This window comes from Rhizobium mongolense USDA 1844 (assembly GCF_000419765.1).
GTDB classification, from domain to species: domain Bacteria; phylum Pseudomonadota; class Alphaproteobacteria; order Rhizobiales; family Rhizobiaceae; genus Rhizobium; species Rhizobium mongolense.
In genome coordinates, this window is sequence record NZ_ATTQ01000003.1 from 336,073 (window position 1) to 361,550 (window position 25,478).

Consider the following 25,478-nt stretch of genomic DNA (forward strand, 5'->3'; position numbering starts at 1 on the left):
GCTTCAGCCCGACTTGAGCTGGGCGTTCGAGATCGCGCGGGCGGCCTCTTCAGAGGCGTTGGCAAGCGCGCGCATTTCGGCTGCAAGCACGGCAAAGCCTGACCCTGCCGTACCGGCACGTGCCGCCTCGATGCCAGCATTGACGGCGAGCAGTTTCAAGTAGCGCAGTGATTGCAGGATCTCATTGGTTTTGGACGCCGTGACGCGCATACCAGCCGTCTGCTCGTCGATACGCTGGTAAAGGGACTCAATGTTTATGATGCTGCCTTCGAGGTAGAGCAATTCGCCATTCTCGTCCCAAACACCGCCGCCGGTTTCCGTCACCCAGATGAAATTCCCGTCCCGATGGCGGATCCGGTACTCCATCGTCCAGTCGGTACGCCGTGCGAGCGCCAGGCCGACGACCTGGTCCATGATCGGCACATCCTCCTCACACATGATGGAGGTGAAGGTCCGCGTCCGGTTGCCGATGATCTCGTCCGCGGGATGGCCGAAGATGCGCTCGATGCCGTTCGTCATCTCCAGCATAGTGTAGTTTTCGTCGGCACGGCAGCGGTAGAGAAATCCGCTCATGCGGCTAAGAATGCTCGTTTGAAAATCCATCAAGGCCACGTTCGAAGTGAGTTGCAGGTGAAATTGCTTCGTCTCATTTCAAAAACCCACGAAACGGTCGCGATGAACGACCTTTTCGCGGTTAAGGGAGGGCTTGGAATGCTTCAGTTGCGCAGATACTCTTCCATCGAATCGTCGAGAGCTTCGACCCAGGGCGTATGGTGCCTCGGCGACATATTGCCGGTCATTAGTGATCGATAGGCGTGATCACGAAAGCCCATGATATTTTCCGCCTTATGGTGTTCCCATTCCATGAAGGTTCTATTCGTGCCTTCGATGTCGAAGCTCGGGTAGTCGGTCTCGCCGAGCAGCTCTTTCACGTAGTCTCCCTGATACCAGATCATCTGCTCGGCATCTTCGAGCGTCTCCTCGCGGGCACGCCACATGTCGAAATTAGCCTTTAGTTCTTCTTCCGGCGGCAGCTTGATGCGGCCCATCATGACGTCGCGCGCCCACCAGGCTTGTACGTCGAACATGTTGAAGGTGTAGAACTGGTCCTGCATGCCGATGTAGAAGAGCTGGGGGTTCTTGTCGAAAATAACGCCCTTGTAGAGGCCGTCTGCCCAGAGCCGGTTGGCAGTCCTCAGCCGTAATTCGTCCGGCAGAAACGGAAAGTGGTGCTGGTAGCCGGTGCAGAGGATCAGCGCATCGACTTCCTTCATTGAGCCGTCGAGAAAATGCGCAGTCTTGTTTTCGAGCCGGGTCAAGAGCGGCCGCTCCTCGAAATTCTCCGGCCACTTGAAGCCCATGGGCTTCGACCGGTAGCTCGTCGTTACCGACCTGGCGCCGTATTTCCAGCATTGCGAACCAATATCCTCGGCCGAATAGCTACGGCCGACGATAAGGATGTCCTTGCCCTTGAATTCGAGCGCGTCACGAAAGTCGTGCGCATGTAAGACACGGCCGTTAAAGGTCCTGACACCCTCAAAATAGGGAACGTTCGGCGTCGAGAAATGACCGGTCGCAACCACGACATAATCGAATTCCTCGTCATACATGCGGTCCTCGATGCGGTTGTGGGCCGTCACCGTGAATTTCTTCGTCTCCTCGTCGAAGCGCACCATGCGCACGGGCGTGCTGAAGCGCACCCAATGGCGGACATTCGCCTTTTCGACACGGCCCTTGATGTAATCCCAAAGCACCGCGCGTGGAGGATAGGAGGCGATCGGTTTGCCGAAATGCTCCTCAAAGGAATAATCGGCGAATTCCAGGCACTCCTTCGGTCCGTTCGACCAGAGGTAGCGATACATGCTGCCGTGGACCGGCTCGCCATATTCGTCAAGCCCCGTGCGCCAGGTGTAATTCCAAAGCCCGCCCCAATCTGCCTGCTTTTCATAGCAGACGATCTCCGGGATTTCAGCGCCCTTTTGGGCGGCCGATTGAAAGGCGCGCAACTGTGCCAGTCCCGAGGGACCGGCGCCGATAACGGCAACTTTTGTCATGAAGCATTCCCCTCTTGATATATTGCATTGCTTCGGCGCATTGTTGCGCGTTAATCCGGGAAGATGCCGGGGCTGGTGGGCGCCCCGTCATCATATTTCGAAAGCCAGTTGATCGTGTCCTCGCGGTAGCGGGTGAGCCCCTTGTAGTCGATCAGTTCCGGCGGCAAGGTTCTCAGCACGCGTGGCATGCGTCGCGCCCATTTCGGCACGGTGACCAGCTCGCCCATGTTCATGAGGTAGCAGCGGATGACAAAGAGGATGGCGTTCGAACGCGGCAGGCGCCACAGGCTCTGCAGCTCGACGCGCAGATGCACCTTCTCGCCAACATTCTCTGGTGTCACGGTCGTGCGATCCGGCCCCCATTTGTGGTAGTTTTCTGGGCTGGTATCGAGCCGTGGATTGATCGTCATCGTCCAGTTGAATCGGCGCGTCGGCTTTCCCTGCTGCAGGTTCAGGAGGAATTTTAACGCGCGGTCGAAGACGCCGATCTGGTGGGCGAGTGGCACGGGTCCGTGCCACTCCATGAAATTCATGCCTATGTCGAAATCGAGCGACCAGTCGGCCTGGGTCGTCACCATCCCGGCATCCATCCAAAGATTGCCATGGCGCTGGTCTACGATGCAGAAATCACCCTGCGCCTGCCGCGTGATATATTCGAAGGGCTCGTAGGGCAGCGTCGAAACATCGCCGAAGGTGAAGGTGTCGTCGATGCCGAGCGGCCGATTGATCCAGCGCCACTCGTCGCCATTCCTCGTGAGGGTGAAGTGCTCGGGATAGCCAGCTGCCTGCTCTTCCATCAGAAGCTCGAGCGTATCCCACTGCGCGGTCATCATATGGGGGAGGGCCTGATAGCGGAGCGGATCCTCCTTCAGCACCAGCATCCGGTCATGCATCTCTGCGACATAGTGCTCATCGACGTCAATCAGGTTTTCGAAGACGGTCCCCGGTCTGCCGCGCACGTGCGGCTCCATGTTGACGGAATACATGTACTCGTCGCGATCGAAGGGAAACGGGAACCGGCTGATGTTCTCCGGGCTGTTCCGGTAGCAGAAATCGTCGCGGAAACTTTCCTGCTTGAAGGCGATTGCCATGTCGTTCTCCTTGTTCCGCTTTCAGGGCCGTTAGAGGTCGAGATGCAGCGTTTTGCCCTCGAAGCGTGAGACGCAGATCATCACCTTGCGGCCGGCTGCTTTTTCCTCATCGTTCAGGTAGACGTCGTGATGCAGCAGCTTGCCATCGCAGGTGACGACCCTCGTCTCGCACTGACCGCAGGCACCACCTCGACATAGGAAAGACGCATCGACGCCCGCCGCTTCGATGGCCTCCAGCATGCTTTCGTGATGGCCAACCCTCACGGTCTTGCCGGAGCGCACGAGCTCGACGGTGAAGGGCTTGCCCGGCAACGAGGAAAGGAAGCGCTCAGAATGTAGGTTCTGCTCCGGCCAGCCGGCCTCCATCCCGGCCCTTAAAACGCCGTCGATCATCCCCGATGGGCCGCAGACGTAAAGATGCGTGCCGAGCGGTTGGCTGTCGAGCAGACGGCCGAGCGGCATCGTTATGCCTTCGGCGTCGCAATAGATCTTGATCCGTTGCGAGCCGTAGCGCTCGGCCAGTTCCTTCCAATAGGCACCGCGATCGCGCGTGCGCACGGCATAATGCAGCTCGAACTTGACGCCTGCGCGGGTGAACTGCTCCATCATGGCGATGAAGGGGGTGATGCCGATACCGCCGGCGATCAGCAGATGCTTGCGGGCGCGCCAATCCGGCTGGAAAAGGTTGACCGGATAGCTGACCTTCAGATTGTCGCCTTCCTTGACCTTCTCATGCATGAAGGCGGAGCCGCCCCGCGAATCTTCGACATGCAGGACACTGATCTCATAGGCCGCGCAATCATGCGGCGGCGACATCAGCGAATAGGCATTGCGACGCAGGTGGCCATCATCATTCATCGAGACAATGATATGCGCACCGCCTGAGAAATATGGCATCGGCTTGCCGTCCAGCCGCTCGAAGCGGAAGCGCTTGATGCGCTCGGCAACAGGCGTCACCTTCGTCACGCGGACGGGAACTTCAGTACCACCGCTCAAAGGAACAACTCCTCAGGATCGGGCGCGCTGCCCGGCTCTTCCGCATCGATGTTGACGCCCTGAAAGGCACCGAGCCGTCGCGAATAATGATCACGCACGAGAAGCGTCAATCGGCAATGGCTGCAGGTGAAAGGGCTGGCAGTCACGTCGTCAGTGATCCCTTTGCAATGCACGCACTGGACACGCCGCGCCAGCGAGCCGCGATGTTCGGTGATGATCGAGGCGTAATCCATGCCATGTTCGAGCCCCACCGTCATTGCCTGTCCGATGAAACCTTCCGTTCCAGCGATATAGAGGCGAATGCCCATGTGGGCGCTTGCCAGCAATCCCTTCAGCCGGAAGAGGAGCGTCGCAATCGTCGGCGCCGTCCAGAAGACATCTGTGCCAAGCTCGACTAGCGCTGTGTCATGGCCTTTGCCCTTCGACCCGCACGCGACATAGAGGATTTCGCTCCGTGACAGGATCGTTTCGTCGAGGGCCGGTTTCTGGTCGGTGAGCGCTGTCGCACCCTCACCCTCGAGCGCGAAGATATGCCGCTTGGCATGCGGCTCGATGGTCAGACCTTTGTAGACCGGACGGCTCTTGATGCCTGCAACGAGCATGGCGCGCTCCCTAACCCAAGGCGGTTCGCTTCTTCTTTTCCGGATCGTCAAAGGGAAGCGTATGCGCGCTGGCCATGGCCTTCACGCTCTTGCCGCGCACTTCGAGCTCCGTGCCATGAACAGCCTTGTCGACATCGAGGCGAGCGATCGCCATAGATTTCTTCGTCAGCGACGAATAGCTAGGGCATGTGATGATGCCGACTCGTTTGCCGTCGGCCCACACCTCATCGCCGAGATCAGCCGGGCCATCGGCATCGATCAGCATGCCGAAGATCTTGAATCGTTCCTTGCCTTTGAGGCGCGCGTGCTCCTCGGCACCGCGGAAGCCGGTCTTGCCGGGACTGACGGTAAAATCGAGGCCAAGTTCCCAGAGGCTGTCGCCGGGCGGCTGATCGGCAAAAGGATACATCTGCGAATTGTCATAGGGATAGAAGAGCAGATAGCTTTCGACTCGCAGCATGTCGAGCACGCTGAAGCAGCAGGGAACAATGCCCATTTCTTTGCCCTCTTCGACGATGCGGTCCCAGACCATGACGGCATCCTGGCCGCGCACGAAGATCTCGTAGCCGCGCTCACCGGTATAGCCGGTGCGCGAGATCATCACCGGAGCGCCGAAGAGCGTCCCTTGCACGTGATGGAAATATTTGAGGTCGCGGATACCAGGCACATATTTGGCGAGGTAGTCGACCGCCAAAGGTCCCTGGAGCGAGAGGTCATGCAGATCGTCGTCGAAGAGCACTGCACAATTGCGGCCCGCCGCCTGCTTGACGACCTCCTCGTGACCGGACCCGGAGCCATGCACCAGCATCCAGGAATTCGGGCCCGTGCGGTAGACGATGCAATCGTCGGTGAAATGACCGCGATCATTTAGCATCGTGGCATAGACCGAGCGTCCGGGATAGATCTTCGTCATGTCGCGGGTGGTGACGTAGTCAAGCACGGCGATGGCATGGGGGCCGACCAGATGCACCTTCTTCAAGCCGGAGACATCCATGATGCCGGCCTTGGTGCGGACGGCGACGTGCTCTTCCGACATGTCCTTCTCATAGGTCCAGGCGGTTCCCATTCCGCTCCAGTCCTCAAGCTTCGATCCGAGAGCGCGATGCCGATCCGCCAAGGCGGAGAAACGCCAAGATAAAGCCATTCTCGTTCCCTTTTATTTCTTCTACGGAATATTTGTTTCCTCACTATATTCGTCTTTTGCGTCGTGGCAAGCCTGCCTGAGCAGGGATTCCTTCAAATCTTCAGCGGCGTCTGCCCTACCGCGCGTGGGCGGCGATGACGATGTTGGCCATCAGCATGGCGATGGTCACCGGTCCGAGGTTGCCCGGAAGCGGGTGATGGTGCTTGCGACCATTGAGGGAATTTCTCGACGGCGAGGTCACCGACGAGCCGGGGCCTTCGCCCTTGTCCGGTGCGCCAACAGGGTTGGTGCCGGGCGTCGACAACCGCGGCGAACCGGCTTGACTCGTAGCTGCCAGGGCTTGCCGGGAGGATCGGATTTCGTTCGCGTTCGGAAAGGACCAGCGGGGCTTCGTGGTAAACTTGTAAGAATAATTTGTTCTTTTGGAGTAACCTATTCCGTCTTGCCACGCTGAGGATAACAGATGATTGAGAGGTAGCGGCTCGGCAGTTTGACCAGCACTTCCGGCCCGTGCGGCGCATCGGCGTCAAAGAACAGGCTGTCGCCCGGCTGCATCGGAAAAAGCTGGTCGCCGTGGCGATAGACGACTTCGCCTTCCAGCATGTAGAGAAATTCCATGCCCTCATGCTGAAATGTCGGGAAGACGTCGGAATCGGCCGTCAGCGTGATGAGATAGGGTTCGACGATGACGCCGCTGGAATTGTTGTCGATATGTCCGAGCAGATTATATTGATGTCCCGCCCGCGTGCCGCGCCGCTCGAGCTCGATGCCTTGGCCGGCTTTGACGAAGACGGCATTATGCGGCTCCTCGTAACGCCGGAAGAAGGCGGTGAGGGGCACGCCGAGGGCGCGGGAAAGCGATTGCAGCGTAGTGAGCGATGCCGAGATATTGCCGTTTTCGATCTTCGAGAGCATGCCGAGTGAGATGCCGGTTGCGGCGGCAAGATCGGTGACCGTGATGCCGAGCCTCTTGCGATAGGCGCGAACCTCGTGGCCGATGGCCATTTCGAGGTTGTTTTCCTTCGGTTCGCGGACAGCATGCGGATCCTGGGAAAGGGCGATCCGGTTCCCGTGCGGCTGCTCCGCTTGGCTCAATTTGTCATCGGGCTTGGCCTTCATGCATCGACCTTTCGCGTTTTCCTCTCCCCGGAAATCCTATCGCCGTAGTGAAATTTTCTCAACCGTGAAGAAAGTCAGGATCCTATGAGTCGGCGGCTAACTGCATCCCTTTAGAGCACTGCGGCCCCGCGTTCGTCCTCTACCGAACAATCAAAAACCTTCACGGTCCCGTTCGCGCTTCATTATGTGGAACCTCGGCAGATACTGCTGAGATGGTCCGCGATGGCGCTTTCATCGATGTTCAATGCGCTAGAGCGTCCAGTCCTCCCAACTTTGGACTTCGCCAGCTTTATCTTCGCGGCAAATCGTTTCCAGCGCCAGCGAGGCACGACTAGAGTGCCGTTGTTTATGCCGCAGGATTGCAAATTGGCGGGACGGCAGAGGGAAGCGCGCCTTTACCAGCAGACCTTGCGCCAAGAGGGGCGCGGCCACGGCTCCCGACACGACTGTCGCACAGATGCCCTCTCTTGCCGCCGATATTACCGCCTCATTCGACGGCAGCTCAAGCGCAACAGCCAGGTCTGCAAAGCTTATTCCGGCATTGGAAATCGCGGTCTCGAAAGCCGATCGGGTTCCGGACCCCTTTTCTCGCATGACCCATTTTGTGCCCGAAACCAGGTCCGCTGGTGCAACCGGTTTGCCAGTTGCCCAAGGATGGCGCGGACCGACGACAACAAGAAGTTCGTCCTCGGCGAGAGACTGAAAAGACAGCGCCGGCTCCTCGACGCCGCCTTCGACAAAACCGACTTCGGCCAATCCATCGACAACCGCCCTTGCCACCGTGGTCGTGTTGCCGATCATGAGCTTTAGGTCGATGCCCGGGTAGCGGATCTTGAACCGCATCAGCATCGCCGGTAGCCAATAGCTCGCGATCGTCTGGCTTGCAAAAACGACGAGTTCACCCTTTTGCAACCCGCCGAGATCGGACAAGACGAGGGCTGCGGCCCTTGCGCGGGCGAGCGTAGCTTTTGCCTCTCCGAGAAACACCCGACCTTCATGTGTGAGCTCTATGCGGCGTCCGACGCGATGGAAAAGTTCGACGCCATAGGAGGCCTCGAGATTGCGGATTGCCGAGCTGACGGCCGATGGCGTGAGGCCGATCACGAAGGCGGCCTTGGTCAGATGCTCGCGTTCCGCAACAGCGACGAAAATGGAAAGCTGCTCGAAAGTCATGATTCCATCCGTTCGATTTTCCCGAACGAACTCTACTGAACTATTCAATAGAAGTCGATGATCGAGTGTGTGACAGTGTAGCCATTCCGCAAGGTCCTACCGATGCTCACGTCAGCCTCACGCTCCCTATCGCTTCCTTCAGCCCTCCCAGGACTCGTCCTTTGTGCCGCGGTCGCACTCGCTGCGCATTTCGTTGAGCAACTGCAGATGATGATTTTCGGTTTGCATTGGATTGAGAGCCTCGTGTTTGCCATTCTGGTCGGCATTGCCGTTCGCTCCTCGGTCCGCCTGCCGCAGAGTTTCATTCCCGGCATCCAATTCGCCGCCAAGACGCTTCTCGAGATTGCGGTTGTGTTGCTGGGCGCGTCGCTCAGCGTGGCTGCAGTCCGGCAGGCTGGACTGCCGCTTGTCGGCGGAATTGCCATTCTGGTTGCTCTGTCCTTGGCAGGCAGCTTTCTCATAGGGCGCCTCTTGGGGCTCTCGGCCAGCCTGGCGACGTTGGTTGCTTGCGGCAACTCAATCTGCGGCAACTCTGCGATTGTCGCCGCAGCGCCCGTGATCGGCGCCAAACCGGACGACATCGCGGCCTCAATCGCCTTTACCGCGCTGCTTGGCGTCGCTGCAGTTCTAACGCTGCCAGTTCTTCACGTGCTCTTTGGTCTCACCGCCGTACAATATGGCGTTTTCGCAGGGCTGACGGCCTATGCGGTCCCGCAAGTATTGGCGGCCACGGTCTCTGCCGGAGCCGTCAGTACCCAGGTGGGCACGCTCGTCAAACTGATCCGCGTGATGATGCTCGGACCCGTCATCCTTCTGCTTGGCGCAGTTCATGGCCGCCGACTTGGCGACTCCGCAGTCAATCTTCGCCATATTCTCCCATGGTTCATCATCGGTTTTGCAGCCATGGCGGCGCTTCGCTCCCTGGATGCCATCCCGGCCACGCTGCTTTCCGGGATGTCGGCTGCCTCCACCGCCTTCACCGTCACCGCCATGGCCGCTTTGGGTCTCTCCGTCGATATTCGGTCCAGCGCCCAGACCGGCAGCCGGGTACTGGCGGTGGCGGCGCTGTCGCTGTTGGCGCTGGCGGCTCTTGGTCTTTGTCTGATTGGGTTGCTGAAAGTTGCCTGATCGAGGCAACATGCCCAAAATACATGCAAAGATTCCGGTTGCCTTCGAAACGATCAGCGGCTAGCCTGTATATACAGGTGGGGCGGAAACAAGATCGTTCATGCGGGTCATCTCTTCACAACAAGCTGCGGATCTTCTCGAAGACGGGATGACTGTCGCGGCTTCGGGTTTTGGAGGATGCTGCCATCCTGAGGCCATCACGGCCGCTGTCGAGGAACGCTTCCTCGCCTCTGGAAAGCCCCGCAACCTGACCCTTCTGTTTGCTGCCAGTACGGGCGATCGTCAGACGCGCGGCATGGGGCACTTTGGCTATGAAGGCCTGGTCGCCTGCGTGATTGCCGGGGGATGGCGCGGAACGCCGCGTCTTGGAAGGCTTGCGGTCGAGGGAAAGATCGAAGCGCATTGCTGGCCGCAGGGCGTCATCGCGCAGCTCTATCGGGCGATCGCCGCCGGTCAGCCCGGTGTGGTCACCCATATCGGGCTCGGCTCTTTCATAGATCCGCTTCATGACGGCGGTCGCATGAATGCGACGACGCCGCGTGCACTCGTCGAGCGTGTGTCGATGCGCGGCAAGGAATGGCTGCTTTATCCGTCGATACCACTCGACTGCGTGCTATTGCGCGGAACGACAGCCGACGAAGACGGTAACATCACCCTCGAGGACGAGGCCTTCCCACTCGACGTGCTCGCCATGGCACAAGCAGGCCGAAATTCCGGTGGTATCGTCATCGTGCAGGTCAAGCGGATTGCTGCGCGTGGCTCGCTGCAGCCGAACGATGTTCGTATCCCGGCAATGCTGGTCGATTATGTCGTCGTCTGCGAAGATCCGGCCCAGCACGGGATCAGCTTCGTCGAGACCGACAATATCGCCTATACAGGGCGCGTCCGGATGGCGGTGAGCCGCCTCCAGCCGGCGCCGCTGTCGGTCGATAAAATTATTCAGCGACGTGCCTTCCTGGAGCTGGCGCCGCTGAATTTTCCGACGATCAACCTCGGCATCGGCATTGCCGCCGGGATCGGCCGCATCGCGAGCGAAGAGGCATTCGGCGATTATACGGTGACGATCGAATCCGGCGTCATCGGCGGCGTGCCGGCCGAGGAATTGTCCTTTGGCGCCGCCATCAATCCGACCGCCATCGTCACGCAGGCATCGCAATTTGACTTTTACGATGGCGGTGGTCTCGATATCGCCTTTCTCGGTATGGCCGAAGTAGATAGACATGGCGCGGTCAACGTCAGCCGCTTCAATAACTCTATCGTCGGGGTCGGCGGATTCACCAATATCTCGCAGACGACCAAGCGTATTGTCTATCTCGGTACATTTTCGGCTGGTGGCGCGCAAATTACTGTCACCGACGGAAGGCTCGACATCGTGCAGGACGGAAGCCTTTGCAAGATTGTCGATGATGTCGACCAGATCAGTTCGAGCCCAGCCTTTGCGCTGGAGGGCCAGTCGCAGCTCGTCGTCACAGAGCGGGCTGTCTTTCGTGTGATCGAGGGACGCCTGACGTTGACGGAGTTTGCCCCTGGTATCGATCTTGCCGCGCATGTTCTCGACCGTCTCCCGAAGGGCGTCGCGGTGTCGGACCAACTCAGGCAAATGGATGCGCGCCTGTTTTCGATCCACCCGATGAAGGATTTTGTCCCATGAAAATCGATGGAGCAGCCATCATTGTCACGGGCTCGGCAACCGGCGTTGGGGCTGCATGCGTGAAGCAATTCGCTGGGGGCGGTGCCCGGGTGGTCGTCAACTACAGCCGCAGCAGAAAAGAGGCCGACGAGACCGGCGATATCTGCCGCAGTCTGGGCGCTCAGGTCGAGGTCGTCCAGGCCGACGTTGCCGATGACACGGCTTGCCGCCGGATGGTCGCGACCGCCGTCAATCGATGGGGGCGGCTCGACGCCTTGGTGAACAATGCCGCAATGACGGTCAAGTCCGATCCTTTCGATCTGGAGACGCTGTCGGCCGCAGATTTTCAGAACGTTTTCGGTGTCAATGTCATCGGCGCTTATCAGATGTGTCGGGCGGCGGTGCCCGCGATGCGTAACAGCGGCGGCGGTGCGATTGTCAATGTCTCATCCAACGTTGCCTTTACCGGAGGAGGCAGCTCGCTTGCCTATACGGCCTCCAAAGGCGCGCTCAATGCGCTGACCTTGGCCCTGGCGCGCACCTGCGGTCCCGATATCCGCGTGAACGCGGTTTGTCCCGGCATCATCGATACGCGCTGGATGCGCGACACACTCGGGCCAGATACCTATGAAGCCGTTGCCAAGCGATTTTCGGAAACCGCGCCGCTCGGCCGTGTCGCAACACCGGAAGAGGTTGCAGGAGCCATTGTCTGGCTTGTTCAGGGTGCGGACTTTGTCACCGGCGAACTGCTTTCCGTTGACGGCGGAATCCGCCTGTCAGGTGGCGTTCGCAAACCCGATACATCCGGGGGAGCCGCAAAGTGACGATTTCGGCTCAATCCATCCTCGACTTTGCAATCCCGAAAGCGACACAAGTGGTTAGCGCAAGGGATGCCATCCTTTACGCCCTGTCGGTTGGCTACGGCACCGATGCGCTTGACGATCAGGAATTGAAGTACGTCTATGAACGCGATCTCGTGACCGCGCCGACCCTTGCCAATATCGTGGCGCACCCCGGCCCATGGATGCAGCAGACGGGCGTCGACTGGACGCGTTTGGTGCACTCCGAACATCGCCTGACGATCCACCGGCCGGTTCCCGTCGATGTGCCCCTAATCTCTCGTTCACGCGTTTTGTCGGTGTTCGACCGGGGCGTTGAAAAAGGGATGTTTGTCAGCTTCGAGCGCCTGATCGCAACCGCTGACGGTGATCAGCCAGTTGCGACGATCGTCCAGACAAACGCGTGCCGGAGCGACGGTGGATGCGGATCGGCTGGATCTACGCCTGAACCGCTGTCCAAGGTGCCGGACAGACCGCCGGACTTCGAATTCAATGTCGACATCCCGCAAAACGCCGCTCTGCTTTACCGCCTGAACGGCGATCTCAATCTGATGCATGTCGACCCGCAGGCAGCCCGCAAGAGCGGCTTTGCCCGGCCGATCCTGCACGGGTTATGCAGCTTCGGCTATGCGGGTTACGCCATTGTCGCTGCGATCGATCCAAGCATGGCTACGGGGTTAAGCTCGATCGCAGCACGTTTCAGCGCGCCGATCTTTCCCGGTGAAACGATCACCTTGCAGATGTGGCGTAACGATGCCGAGGTCCGCTTCAGGGGCCTCGTTGCTCTACGAGGCGCTACCATTCTCGACAATGGCATCGCGAGGTTGTCATGACGAAAGCGGTCAAACCGACAGCCGGCGAGGCGCGCCACTATATACGGATCAAGGAGCAGATCCTGGCTGAGATCGCCGAGGGCAAGCTTCAGCCGGGAGACCGGGTATCCTCTGAAAGCGAACTCGTGGCGGCATTCGGGGTCAGCCGCATGACTGCGAACCGGGCGCTACGGGAGTTGATGTTCGAGGGTGTTCTCAAGCGGTCGGCCGGGATCGGAACGTTCGTGTCGCCAAAGCACCTCGACGTGGATCTCCTGCAAATCCGCAACATAGCCGACGAAATACTTGAACGGGGTCACAAGCATAAGGCGGCGATCGTCGCGGTCGGCTTGATGAAGGCGGATGCCAACGTTGCTGACGCGCTTGAACTGACCCTCGGCGCCGAAGTGATGCATTCGCTGATCGTGCATATGGAAAACGACCAACCCATCCAGGTCGAGGAGCGCTACGTCAATCCCTTGGTCGCGCCTGACTATTTGTCGACCGACTTCCACAGCATGACGCCGCACGAATATCTGACGAAGGTGGCTCCGATAACGGCGTTCGAACATATCGTTCAGGCCGTCAAACCGGATACGGCGGTGCGCAAATATCTTGGCCTGAAGAACGATTACCCTTGCCTGCGGGTCTTTAGAAGAACCTGGTCGGGTGAGGCCGTCGTGACTTGTGCGCTGTTGTATTATCCCGGCGCGCAATACCGGCTGGAAGCACGGTCCACCAAGGGTCCTCCTAAGCCCGTCGCCATTCTCGGAGAGAAAAAGTGAGCGCCATCAACTCTCCATCCATAACGTTCAGCGCGGCACCGCCGACGATCGAGGACATCGCAGCGGTGGCCCGTCGTCACGCAAGGATCGAGATATCCGCCGATGTTGAGGCCCGGATTGCGGCCGCACGAGCCGTCGTCGATCGCTATACGGAAAGCGATCTGCCGGTCTACGGCCTGACAACAGGCCTTGGAGCGGGTGTCGATACGCGACTTGCAACGGACGATCTGGTGGCGTTCCAGATGCGTGTGCCGCAAGCCCGCTCGGTCGGTGTCGGAAAGCCGCTTGCAAAGGAATCCGTGCGCGCAATGATGGCCGTTAGGGCAGTCGGCCTGGCGGCGGGCGGTTCCGGCGTTTCGCCGAGCGTCTTCCACGGTCTGGTCGCCGCCATCAATGCGGGTGTTCACCCTGTCGTCCCGTCACTGGGTTCGATCGGTGCAGCGGATTTAGCTCCGCTTGCTCATATGAGCCGGGGGCTTCTAGGCTTTGGCGATGTCGAGCTCGGCGGCGAAGTGCTGCCGGCCGGGATCGCTCTTGAAAAAGCGGGCCTGAAGCCGCTCGAACTGGCACCGAAAGACGGGCATGCGCTCGTCGTGGCCAACAGCCTCTCCATCGGCCTTGCCTGCTTGGCGCTCGAAGACATCGAGCGGCTCTTCGGTTGGTCTCTTAAGGCGATTGCCATTAACTTTGAAGCGTTCCGGGCCAATGTCAGCGCCTTCGACGATCGTGCTTTGGCTGCCAGACCGGCCTTTGGACAGCGCCGTGTCGCCTCTGAGCTCATGGAGATTCTTTCGGGCAGCTCCTTGCTTGCTGCCGATGCAGCAAGGCGTCTCCAGGACCCCTTGAGCTACCGCTGCGCCCCGCAGGTCTGGGGCGCATTGAGGCATGCGATAGATGAGGCAAGGCAGGCGACGGAAATCGAGCTCGTCAGTTCCTCCGACAATCCTGTTGTCATCGCATCTGAGGGTGTCATCCTTTCCCACGGCAATTTTGACATGACCGCTTTTGTGCTCGCCTGGGAAAGGCTGGGCCAAGCCATGGCGCATTGCGCGGCAGGTACCGCGTATCGGATCATGAAGATCATGTCGCCGGGCATGTCCGACCTCCCACGCTTCCTGACGCCAATGGGCCAGAGCCGCACCGGTTTTGCGACCGTGCAAAAGACTGTCTCGGCTATGGAAGCCGAAATTCGCCATCTGGCGATGCCGGTTTCGCTCTCGCCCATTCCTGTTGCCGATGGCGTCGAAGACCAGGCGTCGATGGCTCCGAGCGTTTTGGCAAAGGCACAGGCGATCGTCGAGCGCCTTCGTTATCTGGTGGCCATCGAACTGATCGCATCGGTACAGGCCGTCGAGCTGCGAGGCGTCTCAGGCGAATTGGGCAAGGGATCGGCAGAAGCCTATGCCTTTGTGCGCAACTATGTCCCCGCGCTTGAAGAGGATCGCGCGCAGGCGCCGGATTTTGCGACGATTGCCGCATTGATCGGGCTCGGCCCGCAATAAGCCCGGTTCGCCACTGCCACGGCAAGAAGGGCAGGGCGCCGAGTGGTCATGCTGACGGTCAATCTGGAGATGCCGTCAGTCCGTTCGTTGAAAAGTCAACCAGAGGGAATGATTATGAAAAATTGGACAAAAGGCATCCTTGTAGCAGGCATCATGGCCGTCGCCATGTTCCAGTCTGCATCCGCACAAACCATCAAGATCGGCAGCAAGAATTTCACCGAGCAGTATATTCTGGCCGAAATGTACGCCGCCGTTTTGGAAAATGCCGGTTTCACCGTCGAGCGCAAGATTAACCTCGGTGGCACGCTGATTGCTCATCAGGCATTGGTGGCAGGCGAGATCGATCTTTATCCGGAGTACACCGGCACGGCCCTGGCGTCTGTCGTCAAGGGTGAGATGTCGACCGACACCGACAAGGTCTACACGCAGGTCAGGGACTTCTACGCCAAGCAGTTCAACCTCACATGGCTAAAGCCAAGCGGCATCAACAATGGTTACGTCATTGTGGTCCGGCAGGAAACGGCGCAGGCCAACAATCTGAAGAGCCTGTCGGATCTCGCCAAGGTTTCCAAGACCCTGGTCTTCGGCGGCGGTGCTGAATTTCCAGATCGCGCCGATGGCCTGCCGGGCTTAAAGCGCGTCTACGACGCGGAGTTCAAGGAGTTCAAGCAGTTCGCCAAGCTCGGTCTTCGTTATGACGCGCTGGAACAAAAGGACATTGACGTCGCCAACGGCGCGGCGACCGACTGGCAGATCGGCTCGAAGAAGCTCGTGCCGCTGGCAGACGACAAAGGTCTGTTTCCGCCTTATTACGTGGCCCCTGTTGTCCGCCAGGACGTGCTGAAGGTCAATCCGAAGATTGCCGAACTCCTGGAAGCGGTCGGAGCCCATTTGGATAACGAGAAAATGCGGGTTCTCAATGCCAAGGTCGAGACCGATCACGAGGAATCCGAGGACGTGGCGGTAGACTTCCTCAAGGAAAACGGCCTGCTGCCGAAATAATTGTGACGCCCTGCGTGCGGGGTATCAATCCGGCCGCTGCCTGGCGCGGCCGCCCTTTCACAATACTTATTCGAAAATTCCTCCGTTCAGCAGCCGGACAGGAATGTGGAGAAGCGGAAATGCAGGAAATCTGGATCGACTATCTCAACGCCCTCGATGCCAAGTCTCTGGCGCTGACGAATGACGAGATTCTCGATGCGGTGTCGAAGGCGCTGGACGCACAGGGCAGGGGCGAAACCGTCATCGAGCCGCGTGTTCATCTTGTGCCGGAGAGCTCCGACAAAGGCCATTTCAACGTGCTTCGCGGCTATGTAAAAGCGCTGAACTATGCCGGCGTCAAAGTCGTCGGCGATTTCGTCGACAACTACAAGGTCGATCTGCCTTCAGAGCTTGCGGTCCTCAACCTGTTCGATCCGAACACGGGCGTGCCGAGGGCCGTCATCGATGCAACGGCAATCACCGACATGCGCACCGGCGCCGTGACCGCCCTTGGTGCAAAATATCTCGCCCGCAAGGGCAGCAAAATACTCGGGCATATTGGTGCCCGCGGAACCTCTTACTGGAATGTCCGCCTTCTCGATCATCTCTTCGACTTCGATGAGATCCGCGTACATTCGCGCCGCCCGGAAAGCCGCGATGCCTTCGCAACGCGGCTTGAGACGGATCTCGGCAAGAAGATCATCGTCACCGACAACTGGGAGGATTGCCTCAAGGGTGCCGACATCATGGTCGAGGCAAGCCGCCTACCGGAACCGGCGCCGCTATTCAAGACGGGATGGGTGAAGAAGGGAGCTTTCGTCGTGCCCTATGGCACGATGAGCGCGCTGGAATTCGATCTGACCGACATCATGGACAAGGTCGTCGTCGACGATTGGGGACAATGCGGCCCGGGCAAGCCTTTCGGAGCGCTTCGCCGTCACGTCGACGAGGGCAAGGTGACGGCCGACAATCTGCATGCCGAAATCGGCCAGATCATCTGCGGCATGAAACCCGGCCGGGAAAATGACGAGGAGACGATCCTGTTCTGGCACCGCGGCCTTAGCACGACGGACGTGGCGCTCGGCGCCGCTATGGTGAACAAGGCAAGAGACATGAACATCGGCCAGCGTCTGCGGTTCGCATAAACTGCCATGGTCATGTCCAAGCCAATCGCCTGTTCGAGAATGTATAATCTCAGTCCGCGCATTCGCGGGCTTTGGGACGCGCTGTTTGCGCTCGTCAGCGTGCATTCCGGAATCGAGCTCGAGATCATCGCTCACGCAGCGCCAGCACCCTTGTCGCAGTTATGGACAAGGCTGGATATGGGAGTGGTTTTGATGTGCGGCTATCCGTTTTCGCGCATGCCGGAGGGCGCAAGACCGACTGCCCTTGCCGCACCCGTCTCGAGCGAGGCATGGTCTTCTGACCAGCCGCTCTATGCCAGCCACATCCTCGTCGCCTCCACCGGGCCGGTAAACGCGGTGGCGGATCTCGCTGCGGCACGCTGGGGTTGGACCGTTCGCGATTCCCAATCGGGCTATCACGCGGCGCGTTCCTACCTCGCCGGCCAGTTCACGGGCAAGATGAAGCAGAGCGCGGCGGTCGGACCACTGCTCAACCCTTCAGGCATCGTTGCGGCGCTCAAGGATCGCAGGATCGAGGCGGGCGCGATCGACGCCTACGCCTTCCAATTGTTGTCGATGCATGAGCCCGACGCGATCGATGGTCTTCGCATTCTTGCGACGACCGATCCGCTTCCCGCTCCTCTACTGGTTGCCGCACAAACATTGCCCGGGGACATGGTCATGGCATTACGGCGCAGCCTCGTGACGTTGCATGAAACGCCCGACGGAACGGCGGTTCTGGGGGCACTCGGCCTCAGGCGATTTTCAGCGGTCGCGCCGTCGGCCTACGATGTTCTACCGCAGAGAGCCGACGCCGCCGATCGCAGATTGGGGATCACATGGTAGCCGGTGGCGAACGAGCGCCCGGACACGGAGGTCTCGACGATGAAATGGGTCCCTAAACACCTCGACCGGCTACTCGAAGCACTGCTGGAGCACCTGTATCTCGTTTTTTCCTCAGTTGCGATTGCCCTGGTGATCTCGCTGATCGTCGGGATATGGGCTGCAAGGCGGCCGCGGAGTTTTGCAGCTATCGTCGTCTTGACCGGTATCCTGTTCGCGGTGCCGAGCTTGGCGCTGTTTGCGCTTCTCATTCCCGTCATGGGTATCGGGGCGGCACCCGCTATTACCGGACTGGCCGCCTATTCGCTGATGATCCTGATCCGCAACATCGGCATGGGGTTCCAGGCTATTCCGCGCGACATACTAGAAGCCGCCGATGGCATGGGCTACGGCACGGCGCGCCGGATATGGGAAGTCGAGCTGCCGCTGGCGATGCCCCATATTGTCGGCGGCATCCGCATTGCCATGGTGACGGTAATCGGCATCGGTACCGTTGCCGCCTATATCAATGCCGGCGGCCTGGGCGTCATCATTTTCGAAGGCATCGATCAGCGATTTCCCGAAAAGATCATCGCAGGCGGGCTGCTGACGTCATTTCTGGCGCTCTTTGCCGACTATTTTTTTGCATCGTTCGAAAAGCTGCTGCGCCGTCGCAGTGGAGGTAAAGCAGCATGATCGTCATCGATGCATTCAGCTGGATCGTCAACAACTCCGGCGCCTTCATCAACGCTTTCAATCGCCATCTTCTGATGTGCGTCCTATCGCTCGGCATAGCCTTTGTCATTGCCGTGCCGCTCGGATTTTCCGTCGCACGGGCACCTCGCGCCGCCTTTGCGGTGGTCAATATTGCCGGCGCTCTGCGCTCTATACCGAGCCTTGCTATCCTGTCGGCGACGATGCCGTTTCTCGGCATCGGATTGTTGCCGTCGATGATCGCCCTCGTCGTCCTTGCCGTGCCGCCGCTGTTGTTGAACACGATCATCGGCATCCGCGAGATCGACACTTCCGTAATCGATGCAGCAAACGGAATGGGCATGAGCACCGGGCAGATGTTGCGGGAAATCGAACTTCCTCTGGCCGTTCCGTCGATTCTGTCAGGCGTCAGGACGAGTGCCATCCAAGTCATCGGCGGTGCGGCACTGGCCTCCTTCATTGGCGGGGGCGGACTTGGCGATTTCATCAATGCCGGCATTGCGATCATGAACATGCCGCGCCTTCTTGTTGGAGCGGTTCCGATAGCCCTGCTCGCAATCTTTGCGGAATTGGCGTTCAGCGCTCTGGAGCGCGTCTTCACTCAACGGCGCTAAGCGGCCGAAAACGGATATCAGTATGATTCATCTCGATCATGTTACGAAGACCTACGACGGAAGCGGCCAGCGTGCGGTCGACAATCTCGATCTCTTGATCGAGACCGGTACGACGGTTGCCATGATCGGTCCTTCGGGCTGCGGCAAGACCACGACCATGCGCATGATCAATCAATTGGAGACGCCCACGACGGGACGCGTGCTGGTCGATGGCAAAGATATTGCCCGCGTCGATCAGAAAGAGCTACGGCGCAGCATCGGTTATGTCATTCAGCAAGTTGGTCTGTTTCCGCATATGTCGATCGCACGCAATGTCGCAACCGTGCCGCGCCTTCTTGGCTGGGATAAGGCGCGCAGCGATCGCCGGGTTGACGAGCTCCTGGATCTTGTAGGCCTTGATCCGGCCATCATGCGGCAGCGCCTGCCACACGAATTGTCAGGCGGGCAGCGTCAGCGCGTCGGATTCGCGCGCGCGCTCGCCGCCGATCCCGCAATCATGCTGATGGACGAACCGTTCGGCGCGATCGATCCGATCACCCGCGTTCGACTTCAGGACGAATTCCGCGATATTCTCAAGAAGGTGAAGAAGACGGTGGTCCTTGTCACGCATGACCTCGACGAGGCAATCAAGATGGGTGATCGCATTGCGATCATGCGGGATGGCCGCCTCCTTCAATATGACACCCCGCAAGAGGTCCTTGCGCGTCCCGTCAACGAATTTGTCGAGAATTTCCTCGGCCCCGACCGAGCCATAAAAAGGTTGAGCTTGATCCCCGTATCGATGATCATGACCACACCGGAACCGTTCAAGGGGGACGGCGAGATCGCCGCTGATGCCACGGTTCACGACGCCCTGGCGCTCATCCTCTCCGGCGAGATGCCGGGCCTGCACGTCAGAGCCGCCGACGGAACGCTTGCGGGATATTTGTGTCGTGACACCTTGTTACGCGCCAATCGGCTCTAGTCTGCCGACATCCATGAACTTGTTTCACACTGTTGGCATGCATCGACGATTTCATTAAATCTTGGTGGTCGGTTCAACCCGAAGTTAATTTGAGGTTTCGCGCTCATTCACTTATCCATCGCCAGCCCTACAGCGTGGTAATTGCGGTCAATCACGACGACCCTTTGCGAAGGGCGAGCGTCGTGTTGATGTTCCGGTCCAGAACATGGCGCAATCTCATTGCCTCCGAGCTGCCTCCCGCCGGCATCCTGTCGTCGATGCAGGGCGTCGCCGGCATCGCGATGACGAATGCCGACAGGGGTCGGTCGGAGGCCGGCGCTGTGTGCGCCGGCGCGGAGTCCAGGCCTATAGCCATCGCCAGAATGGAGAATGCGAAAAGTGCGAGGCCGACGAAATAGTCGGATATAGGATGCCGAGTGCGCTCCAGATGCTCGTCCGGATAGTCCGGCTCTTGATCTCTGTCTCCGTCGTGCATGACAAACTCGCTTGGTTGGTTCCAGAGGATAGGTTCCGCAAGGAGGCTCTCATGCCGGCCGCAAACGCTTCCGATGACTGGACCACCTTGGCGTCTGGGCCATGGTCTCTGCCGCATCCGGCCAGGTTCCTCTATTTCGATCAAACGAACGGAATGGGGCTTGCCGTCCGGCTCAGCGACGGCAGCTGTTTGAATTCTTTCATACGCCGACGACGATCGACATCGTCGTCGAGGACGACGGCCCCGGCATTCCCGAAAACGCAACCGAACAGGTGTTCGCGCCCTTCTTTCGCCTCGAGCAGTCGCGCAGCCGCGAGACTGGCGGCGTCGGGCTGGGGCTTTCGATCGCCCGAGCCATCGTCCGCCACCACGGTGGAGACATCGTACTTTCCCAGAATCGGCCGGCGCAGAAGTGGCCCGGGTTGCGGGCGTCCGTGTCTCTGCCCAAGGTGATGTCTGGTTGAAGTCGATGAGTAAGGCAGCAGTTGCCGCCGAAGTTTACGCCAGTCGATGACTGTATCTTATTTTGACGTGTGCTACCCGCTGGCCTTACGCATGATAACGATCCGGTCCGCCATCGTCATCGGGAATGACGGGTCTTGAGTTCAAATCCGGGCAAGGCAATATCATGATCCTACGGCAGCTGAGAGCCGGTCACAGCGACGTAAAGTGCATAGAGCGAGCGGGTTGCCGCGATGAACAGCCGGTTGCGTTTGGGCCCGCCGAAGGTGAGGTTCGCGACGGTTTGCGGTACGCGGATCTTGCCGATCAGTTTGCCCGTCGGGTCGAAGCAATGCACGCCATCACCGGCGCTCGACCAGAGATTTCCGTTCACGTCTGTGCGGATGCCGTCTGGAATGCCGTTGTCGATGAGGCAGAAGACACGGCCGTTCGCGAGCCGTCTGCCATCGACCACGTCGAAAGCGCGGATGTGACGCGGTAGGCTTTCGTCATGGCTTGCTGCCGAATCCGCCACGTAGAGGATTGTCTCGTTGGGCGAGAAGGCAAGGCCGTTCGGCTGGATGAAATCCGTGACGACCGCCGCAAGCTCGCCGGTCGTCGGATCGAGCCGGTAGACGTTGCGGGTCGGTTGCTCCGGCTCCGCGCGATGGCCTTCGTAGTCTGACATGATGCCGTATGTGGGATCGGTGAACCAGATCGTGCCGTCGGACTTCACCACCACGTCGTTCGGCGAATTGAGCTGCGCGCCCTCGAAACGGTCGGCGAGTACGGTGATCGAGCCGTCGACCTCGGTGCGTGTGACGCGGCGCGTACCATGCTCACAGGAGATGAGCCGTCCCTGTCTGTCGCGCGTATGGCCGTTGGTGAAGTCGGACGGCTGCCGATAGACGGAGACGCCGCTCTCGGGTGTCCATCGCATCATGCGCTGGTTGGGAATGTCGCTCCACAGGAGTTGGTTCGCGTCGTTGAACCAGACGGGACCCTCCGCCCAGCGGCAGCCGGAATAGAGTTCGTCGAGACCGGCGCTCATCACGATCATCTGCCGGAAGCGCGGGTCGTGGATTTCGTAGATGTCGGCCTCGGCCATGGCGGTCTTTCCGTTTATCGCATGCCAGGCCGGCGACCGCCGGCGAGCATGATGACGCTGATGATGATGAGGCCGGTCATGATGAGGCGGATGCCCGCGCCGAGCCCGTAGGTGTTGAGCATGGAAACGACCAGGAACATGAAAAGCGATGCGCCCCAGATGCCTGGCACGTTGGAATCGCCGCCGGCGACCGCCGTGCCGCCGATGACGACGACGGCGATCGACGTCAGGAGATATTCCGAGCCCATGTTGAGCGCTGCGCCGCCGGAGAAGCAGGCGAGCAGATAGCCTGCGACCGATGCGAGCACGGCGCAGAACAGGTAGGTTACGAAGCGCGTGCCGTCGACCGGTATGCCCGCCATGCGCGCCGCCGGCATGCTCTGGCCGATCGCCGAGATCCAGCGCCCGTAGATCGTCTTCTCGAGCAGGAACCAGGCGAGGATCGAGATGAGGAGCGCGACGATCGCCACGTTCGGCGCGCCGAGCGTGTTCGACGTGGTGAACTCCGCAAGCACGCTCGGAGGCTTGATGCGCAATCCCCGATTCGTCCAGATCGCGGCGGACTGCACGATGAAGCTCATGGAAAGCGTCGCGATGATCGGCGGAATGCGCAGCGCCTTGATGAGCGCGTAATTGCAGAGGCCGACGACGAAGCCGATGACGATGACGACAAGAAGGCCAGGCAGGATCATGCCGTTTTCGACATTCATAAGCTTTAGCGCCACCGTGCCGGCAAGCGTCATGGTGGCGGGAACCGAGAGATCGATGTTGCCGGGACCGAGCGTGATGACGAACATCTGGCCGATTCCGACGATGACCGAGAAGGCCGCGAAGGTGAGCGCGGCCTGCGACAGGCCGAGCGTGCTGGCGCCGAGCGTCACCATGATCGTCAGGAACCACACGATAAAGGCGGCAAGCCACGACCAGATCCAGGGTTTGCCGGAAAGGCGCAGGAGGGGGATCATCGGCGTTTCTCCCGCTTCTCGAGGCGGTTCAGCATCAGGCGGAGCGCGAGCACAATGATCAGGATCGCGCCCTGAGCCCCGATCTGCCAGTCCGGCGAAATGCGCAGGAAGGACAGGAACGAGCCGGCGAGCGTCAGCGTCAGCGCGCCGATGACGGCACCGATAGGGGAGACTCGGCCGCCGATGAACTCGCCCCCACCGAGGATCACGCCGGCGATCGACAGCAGCGTGTAGCGCAGCGCGATATTAGCATCGGCTGAGGTGGTCAGGCCGACGAGGGCAATGCCAGCAAGAACCGCGAAAAAGCCGGCGAGACCATAGGCGGCGGCGCGCGCCCCGACAATCGACCAGCCGGCGCGCTCGACAGAGCGCTGGTTGCCGCCGATGCCGCGGATAAGCACGCCGAGCGAGGACCGCATGACGACGAGATGGGCGACGGCGGCGACGACGATGCTGGCGACGATAGCCATCGGCGCCAACGGGGGCTTGACGGTCATCAGCCAGCGCACCCAGTCGGGCGCCTGCCCGCCCGGTGACGGCAGCAGTAGTACGGCAAGGCCGCCCCAGACGAAGCTCATGCCGAGGGTCACGACAATGGACGGCAGGTTGCGCTGATGGATGACGACGCCGAGCCCCGCATAGGTCGCGATCGCGCCGGCAAGGATCAGAACGCCGGTCACGGGGGCATCCCGCAGAAAGGTCGCGGTTACGCAGGCGATGAAGCTGACGAAGGTGCCCATCGATAGATCGAGATCGTTCACGGCCATCACGAGCATCTGGGCGATCGTCGCGAGAGCGATGGGCACAGCCAGGTTGAACAGCAGGTTGAGCCCGACATAGCTCATGGCGCGGGGCTGCAGCCAGAAGACGGCGGCGAGCAGCATCGTCAGCGACAGGGCGGGAATGGCAAGACGCATGGCGTCGGACGAGAGCCGGAGCGTCATGCGGCGACCCCCTCGAAGGAGGCGGCGATAATGTTCGTCTCGTTGACGGCGTCGCCGGCGAGTTCGGCCGCGATACGGCCCTCGCGGAAGACGTAGACGCGGTCGCAGAGGCGGACCTCGTCCATCTCCGTCGAGTACCAGATGAAGGTGCGGCCGTGGGCCGCTTCCTCGCGGATGATCGCGTAGACCTCCTGCTTGGTCCCGATGTCGACGCCGCGCATCGGATCGTCCATCAGGACAATCGGAGCGCGCGTCGCAAGCGCGCGCGCGAAGAGTACCTTCTGCTGGTTGCCGCCGGAAAGCGACAGGATGCGGTTGTCCATATCGGGCGTGCGGATCTCGATCCGCCGCTTCCAGTCGGCGCCTTTCGTCGCCTCTTCGCTTGTGAGGATGTGGCCGCGCCGGGACAGGTCGCCGAGCGATGCGATGGAGAAGTTGCGCAGGATGCTCCACAGCTCGAAGACGCCGTTGAGGCGGCGGTCGCCGGCGACGAAGGTGACGAGTGGATCACGCTCGGGCAGCCAGTTGCCGGACTGGGAGGCATGCAGGGCGAGCAGGAGCTCGGTCTGCCCGTGGCCCGCCAGACCCGCCAGTCCAATGATCTCGCCCTTGCGCGCCATGAAGGGAAGACCCGCTGCCTGATGAGACAGAATGAGCGGAGCGGTGGACTGTTCGCGCGCCGAGCGCTGCCCGGTCTCCTCTTTCGCAACGGTGCCCATGGCTTCCACGACGCCATGATGGTCGAAGCCGTGCGCCGGACGTTCGGCGACAACGCGGCCGTCCTTCATGACGACGATGCGGTCGGAGGTTTCGAGGATCTCGTGCAGGATATGCGAGATGAAGATGACGGACCCGCCCGCGACAACGAAGCGGCGGACATGGTCGAGCATCTGGCGAGCAAGGCTTGCATCGAGCGACGAGGTCGGTTCGTCGAGGATCACTAGCCGCGGCGGAGTGCCGGCGTCGGAAAAGGCCATGGCGATCTCGACCATCTGCCGCTCGGCGATCGCGAGATCTCCCACGGTCCGAGTGCTATCAATGCCATGGCCGGGAAAGATGGTGTCGAGGCTCTTCTCAATGATTTTTGCGGCGCGCCTCCGCCAGCCAAAGCCACCGAGATCGCGATGCATGATGCGCGCGTTCTCGACGATGGAAAGGTTGGGGCAGAGCGAAAGTTCCTGGAAGACGCAGCGCACGCCGCGGGCACGTGCGACGTTGATGCCATAGCGCTCCAGCCGCTCGCCGTCGCTTGTGACGCTTCCTTCGTGCGGTGTGAGGCCGCCGTTGATCACGCTGACGATCGTGGACTTGCCAGCTCCATTATGTCCGACGAGCCCGACGCATTCGCCCGGCATGACATGGAGCGTCACGCCGTCGAGTGCCCTGACCGCGCCGAAGCTCACCTTGGCGCCATCGACCGCGATCACGGCCTTCAATACGTCATTCATACT

At 60.2% G+C, this 25,478-nt stretch carries 26 protein-coding genes and 1 pseudogene; 13 read left to right on the forward strand and 14 right to left on the reverse strand.

Annotation, left to right across the window (positions count from 1 at the left end):
- Positions 1-3: 3 nt before the first annotated feature.
- The 9 genes from A3C3_RS0107300 to A3C3_RS0107340 all read right to left on the reverse strand — a co-directional run bounded on the left by A3C3_RS0107300 (position 4) and on the right by A3C3_RS0107340 (position 8,179).
- Complete coding sequence (locus A3C3_RS0107300; protein ID WP_028739466.1) at positions 4-603, reverse strand: methyl-accepting chemotaxis protein; 600 nt, start codon at positions 601-603, stop codon at positions 4-6.
- A 113-nt stretch (positions 604-716) separates the two neighbouring features.
- Complete coding sequence (locus A3C3_RS0107305; protein ID WP_022713951.1) at positions 717-2,054, reverse strand: NAD(P)-binding domain-containing protein; 1,338 nt, start codon at positions 2,052-2,054, stop codon at positions 717-719.
- A gap of 50 nt (positions 2,055-2,104) precedes the next feature.
- Entirely contained in the window at positions 2,105-3,145 is a 1,041-nt protein-coding gene (locus A3C3_RS0107310; protein WP_022713952.1) for a heme-dependent oxidative N-demethylase family protein, read from the reverse strand.
- Positions 3,146-3,175: 30 nt separating this feature from the next.
- Positions 3,176-4,141 (reverse strand): PDR/VanB family oxidoreductase, encoded by a 966-nt coding sequence (locus A3C3_RS0107315; RefSeq protein WP_022713953.1) that lies wholly within the window; start codon positions 4,139-4,141, stop codon positions 3,176-3,178.
- Complete coding sequence (locus A3C3_RS0107320; protein WP_022713954.1) at positions 4,138-4,743, reverse strand: dimethylamine monooxygenase subunit DmmA family protein; 606 nt, start codon at positions 4,741-4,743, stop codon at positions 4,138-4,140. Before A3C3_RS0107320 ends, A3C3_RS0107315 begins: the two co-directional genes overlap by 4 nt.
- Before the next feature lie 10 nt (positions 4,744-4,753).
- The gene (locus A3C3_RS0107325; RefSeq protein ID WP_022713955.1) at positions 4,754-5,887 is read right to left on the reverse strand and encodes an aminomethyl transferase family protein; all 1,134 of its coding nucleotides are present in this window, start codon (positions 5,885-5,887) and stop codon (positions 4,754-4,756) included.
- 115 nt (positions 5,888-6,002) lie between these two features.
- Positions 6,003-6,191: a hypothetical protein gene (locus A3C3_RS0107330; protein WP_022713956.1), complete on the reverse strand. Its 189-nt coding sequence runs from the start codon at positions 6,189-6,191 to the stop codon at positions 6,003-6,005.
- Positions 6,192-6,319: 128 nt separating this feature from the next.
- Entirely contained in the window at positions 6,320-7,006 is a 687-nt protein-coding gene (locus A3C3_RS0107335; RefSeq protein ID WP_022713957.1) for a helix-turn-helix domain-containing protein, read from the reverse strand.
- Positions 7,007-7,255: 249 nt separating this feature from the next.
- On the reverse strand, positions 7,256-8,179 hold the full coding sequence (locus A3C3_RS0107340) for a LysR family transcriptional regulator (protein WP_022713958.1): 924 nt from the start codon (positions 8,177-8,179) through the stop codon (positions 7,256-7,258).
- Positions 8,180-8,281: 102 nt separating this feature from the next.
- Here A3C3_RS0107340 and A3C3_RS0107345 point away from each other — a divergent pair, with 102 nt between their 5' ends.
- The 12 genes from A3C3_RS0107345 to A3C3_RS0107400 all read left to right on the forward strand — a co-directional run bounded on the left by A3C3_RS0107345 (position 8,282) and on the right by A3C3_RS0107400 (position 20,094).
- On the forward strand, positions 8,282-9,307 hold the full coding sequence (locus tag A3C3_RS0107345; RefSeq protein ID WP_022713959.1) for a YeiH family protein: 1,026 nt from the start codon (positions 8,282-8,284) through the stop codon (positions 9,305-9,307).
- 100 nt (positions 9,308-9,407) lie between these two features.
- Positions 9,408-10,958 (forward strand): acyl CoA:acetate/3-ketoacid CoA transferase, encoded by a 1,551-nt coding sequence (locus A3C3_RS0107350; protein WP_022713960.1) that lies wholly within the window; start codon positions 9,408-9,410, stop codon positions 10,956-10,958.
- Positions 10,955-11,761 (forward strand): SDR family NAD(P)-dependent oxidoreductase, encoded by an 807-nt coding sequence (locus A3C3_RS0107355; RefSeq protein WP_022713961.1) that lies wholly within the window; start codon positions 10,955-10,957, stop codon positions 11,759-11,761. Before A3C3_RS0107350 ends, A3C3_RS0107355 begins: the two co-directional genes overlap by 4 nt.
- Positions 11,758-12,609 carry a MaoC/PaaZ C-terminal domain-containing protein gene (locus tag A3C3_RS0107360; RefSeq protein ID WP_022713962.1) on the forward strand — a complete coding sequence of 284 codons (852 nt, stop codon included), beginning with the start codon at positions 11,758-11,760 and terminating at the stop codon, positions 12,607-12,609. Before A3C3_RS0107355 ends, A3C3_RS0107360 begins: the two co-directional genes overlap by 4 nt.
- Positions 12,606-13,373 carry a histidine utilization transcriptional repressor HutC gene (hutC, locus tag A3C3_RS0107365; RefSeq protein ID WP_022713963.1) on the forward strand — a complete coding sequence of 256 codons (768 nt, stop codon included), beginning with the start codon at positions 12,606-12,608 and terminating at the stop codon, positions 13,371-13,373. The genes A3C3_RS0107360 and hutC overlap by 4 nt, the downstream gene beginning before the upstream one ends.
- Positions 13,370-14,875 carry an HAL/PAL/TAL family ammonia-lyase gene (locus tag A3C3_RS0107370; protein ID WP_022713964.1) on the forward strand — a complete coding sequence of 502 codons (1,506 nt, stop codon included), beginning with the start codon at positions 13,370-13,372 and terminating at the stop codon, positions 14,873-14,875. The genes hutC and A3C3_RS0107370 overlap by 4 nt, the downstream gene beginning before the upstream one ends.
- A 69-nt stretch (positions 14,876-14,944) precedes the next feature.
- Entirely contained in the window at positions 14,945-15,877 is a 933-nt protein-coding gene (locus tag A3C3_RS0107375) for a glycine betaine ABC transporter substrate-binding protein (protein ID WP_028739467.1), read from the forward strand.
- 119 nt (positions 15,878-15,996) lie between these two features.
- Positions 15,997-17,001, forward strand: a complete 1,005-nt coding sequence (locus A3C3_RS0107380) for an ornithine cyclodeaminase family protein (protein ID WP_022713966.1) — start codon at positions 15,997-15,999, stop codon at positions 16,999-17,001.
- 6 nt (positions 17,002-17,007) lie between these two features.
- Positions 17,008-17,826, forward strand: a complete 819-nt coding sequence (locus tag A3C3_RS0107385; RefSeq protein WP_022713967.1) for a phosphate/phosphite/phosphonate ABC transporter substrate-binding protein — start codon at positions 17,008-17,010, stop codon at positions 17,824-17,826.
- A gap of 39 nt (positions 17,827-17,865) precedes the next feature.
- Entirely contained in the window at positions 17,866-18,498 is a 633-nt protein-coding gene (locus tag A3C3_RS0107390; RefSeq protein WP_028739468.1) for an ABC transporter permease, read from the forward strand.
- Positions 18,495-19,130: an ABC transporter permease gene (locus tag A3C3_RS0107395; protein WP_022713969.1), complete on the forward strand. Its 636-nt coding sequence runs from the start codon at positions 18,495-18,497 to the stop codon at positions 19,128-19,130. The genes A3C3_RS0107390 and A3C3_RS0107395 overlap by 4 nt, the downstream gene beginning before the upstream one ends.
- A gap of 22 nt (positions 19,131-19,152) precedes the next feature.
- On the forward strand, positions 19,153-20,094 hold the full coding sequence (locus tag A3C3_RS0107400; RefSeq protein WP_022713970.1) for an ABC transporter ATP-binding protein: 942 nt from the start codon (positions 19,153-19,155) through the stop codon (positions 20,092-20,094).
- A 151-nt stretch (positions 20,095-20,245) separates the two neighbouring features.
- Here the strand turns inward: A3C3_RS0107400 and A3C3_RS0107405 are convergent, their stop codons facing one another.
- On the reverse strand, positions 20,246-20,569 hold the full coding sequence (locus A3C3_RS0107405; RefSeq protein ID WP_022713971.1) for a hypothetical protein: 324 nt from the start codon (positions 20,567-20,569) through the stop codon (positions 20,246-20,248).
- A 203-nt stretch (positions 20,570-20,772) separates the two neighbouring features.
- Here A3C3_RS0107405 and A3C3_RS0107410 point away from each other — a divergent pair.
- Positions 20,773-21,033, forward strand: a pseudogene (locus A3C3_RS0107410) (ATP-binding protein); the annotation flags it as partial.
- A 170-nt stretch (positions 21,034-21,203) separates the two neighbouring features.
- Here the strand turns inward: A3C3_RS0107410 and A3C3_RS0107415 are convergent.
- Genes A3C3_RS0107415 through A3C3_RS0107430 form a run of 4 tightly spaced genes read right to left on the reverse strand, consistent with a single transcriptional unit; the run spans position 21,204 to position 25,475 of the window.
- The gene (locus tag A3C3_RS0107415) at positions 21,204-22,118 is read right to left on the reverse strand and encodes an SMP-30/gluconolactonase/LRE family protein (RefSeq protein WP_022713973.1); all 915 of its coding nucleotides are present in this window, start codon (positions 22,116-22,118) and stop codon (positions 21,204-21,206) included.
- Positions 22,119-22,132: 14 nt separating this feature from the next.
- Positions 22,133-23,083: an ABC transporter permease gene (locus A3C3_RS0107420; protein ID WP_022713974.1), complete on the reverse strand. Its 951-nt coding sequence runs from the start codon at positions 23,081-23,083 to the stop codon at positions 22,133-22,135.
- Positions 23,080-24,027: an ABC transporter permease gene (locus A3C3_RS0107425; RefSeq protein WP_022713975.1), complete on the reverse strand. Its 948-nt coding sequence runs from the start codon at positions 24,025-24,027 to the stop codon at positions 23,080-23,082. Before A3C3_RS0107425 ends, A3C3_RS0107420 begins: the two co-directional genes overlap by 4 nt.
- Positions 24,024-25,475 carry a sugar ABC transporter ATP-binding protein gene (locus A3C3_RS0107430; RefSeq protein ID WP_022713976.1) on the reverse strand — a complete coding sequence of 484 codons (1,452 nt, stop codon included), beginning with the start codon at positions 25,473-25,475 and terminating at the stop codon, positions 24,024-24,026. Before A3C3_RS0107430 ends, A3C3_RS0107425 begins: the two co-directional genes overlap by 4 nt.
- Positions 25,476-25,478 lie beyond the last annotated feature (3 nt).

Coding starts and splice junctions, on each gene's coding strand:
- A3C3_RS0107380 (WP_022713966.1), top strand. CDS start 15,997: ATGCAGGAAATCTGGATCGACTATCTCAACGCCCTCGATGCCAAGTCT.
- A3C3_RS0107335 (WP_022713957.1), bottom strand. CDS start 7,006: ATGAAGGCCAAGCCCGATGACAAATTGAGCCAAGCGGAGCAGCCGCAC.
- A3C3_RS0107395 (WP_022713969.1), top strand. CDS start 18,495: ATGATCGTCATCGATGCATTCAGCTGGATCGTCAACAACTCCGGCGCC.
- A3C3_RS0107320 (WP_022713954.1), bottom strand. CDS start 4,743: ATGCTCGTTGCAGGCATCAAGAGCCGTCCGGTCTACAAAGGTCTGACC.
- A3C3_RS0107420 (WP_022713974.1), bottom strand. CDS start 23,083: ATGATCCCCCTCCTGCGCCTTTCCGGCAAACCCTGGATCTGGTCGTGG.
- A3C3_RS0107385 (WP_022713967.1), top strand. CDS start 17,008: ATGGTCATGTCCAAGCCAATCGCCTGTTCGAGAATGTATAATCTCAGT.
- A3C3_RS0107345 (WP_022713959.1), top strand. CDS start 8,282: ATGCTCACGTCAGCCTCACGCTCCCTATCGCTTCCTTCAGCCCTCCCA.
- A3C3_RS0107425 (WP_022713975.1), bottom strand. CDS start 24,027: ATGACGCTCCGGCTCTCGTCCGACGCCATGCGTCTTGCCATTCCCGCC.
- A3C3_RS0107340 (WP_022713958.1), bottom strand. CDS start 8,179: ATGACTTTCGAGCAGCTTTCCATTTTCGTCGCTGTTGCGGAACGCGAG.
- A3C3_RS0107405 (WP_022713971.1), bottom strand. CDS start 20,569: ATGCACGACGGAGACAGAGATCAAGAGCCGGACTATCCGGACGAGCAT.
- A3C3_RS0107350 (WP_022713960.1), top strand. CDS start 9,408: ATGCGGGTCATCTCTTCACAACAAGCTGCGGATCTTCTCGAAGACGGG.
- hutC (WP_022713963.1), top strand. CDS start 12,606: ATGACGAAAGCGGTCAAACCGACAGCCGGCGAGGCGCGCCACTATATA.
- A3C3_RS0107415 (WP_022713973.1), bottom strand. CDS start 22,118: ATGGCCGAGGCCGACATCTACGAAATCCACGACCCGCGCTTCCGGCAG.
- A3C3_RS0107305 (WP_022713951.1), bottom strand. CDS start 2,054: ATGACAAAAGTTGCCGTTATCGGCGCCGGTCCCTCGGGACTGGCACAG.
- A3C3_RS0107355 (WP_022713961.1), top strand. CDS start 10,955: ATGAAAATCGATGGAGCAGCCATCATTGTCACGGGCTCGGCAACCGGC.
- A3C3_RS0107375 (WP_028739467.1), top strand. CDS start 14,945: ATGCCGTCAGTCCGTTCGTTGAAAAGTCAACCAGAGGGAATGATTATG.
- A3C3_RS0107325 (WP_022713955.1), bottom strand. CDS start 5,887: ATGGCTTTATCTTGGCGTTTCTCCGCCTTGGCGGATCGGCATCGCGCT.
- A3C3_RS0107390 (WP_028739468.1), top strand. CDS start 17,866: ATGAAATGGGTCCCTAAACACCTCGACCGGCTACTCGAAGCACTGCTG.
- A3C3_RS0107430 (WP_022713976.1), bottom strand. CDS start 25,475: ATGAATGACGTATTGAAGGCCGTGATCGCGGTCGATGGCGCCAAGGTG.
- A3C3_RS0107310 (WP_022713952.1), bottom strand. CDS start 3,145: ATGGCAATCGCCTTCAAGCAGGAAAGTTTCCGCGACGATTTCTGCTAC.
- A3C3_RS0107400 (WP_022713970.1), top strand. CDS start 19,153: ATGATTCATCTCGATCATGTTACGAAGACCTACGACGGAAGCGGCCAG.
- A3C3_RS0107300 (WP_028739466.1), bottom strand. CDS start 603: ATGGATTTTCAAACGAGCATTCTTAGCCGCATGAGCGGATTTCTCTAC.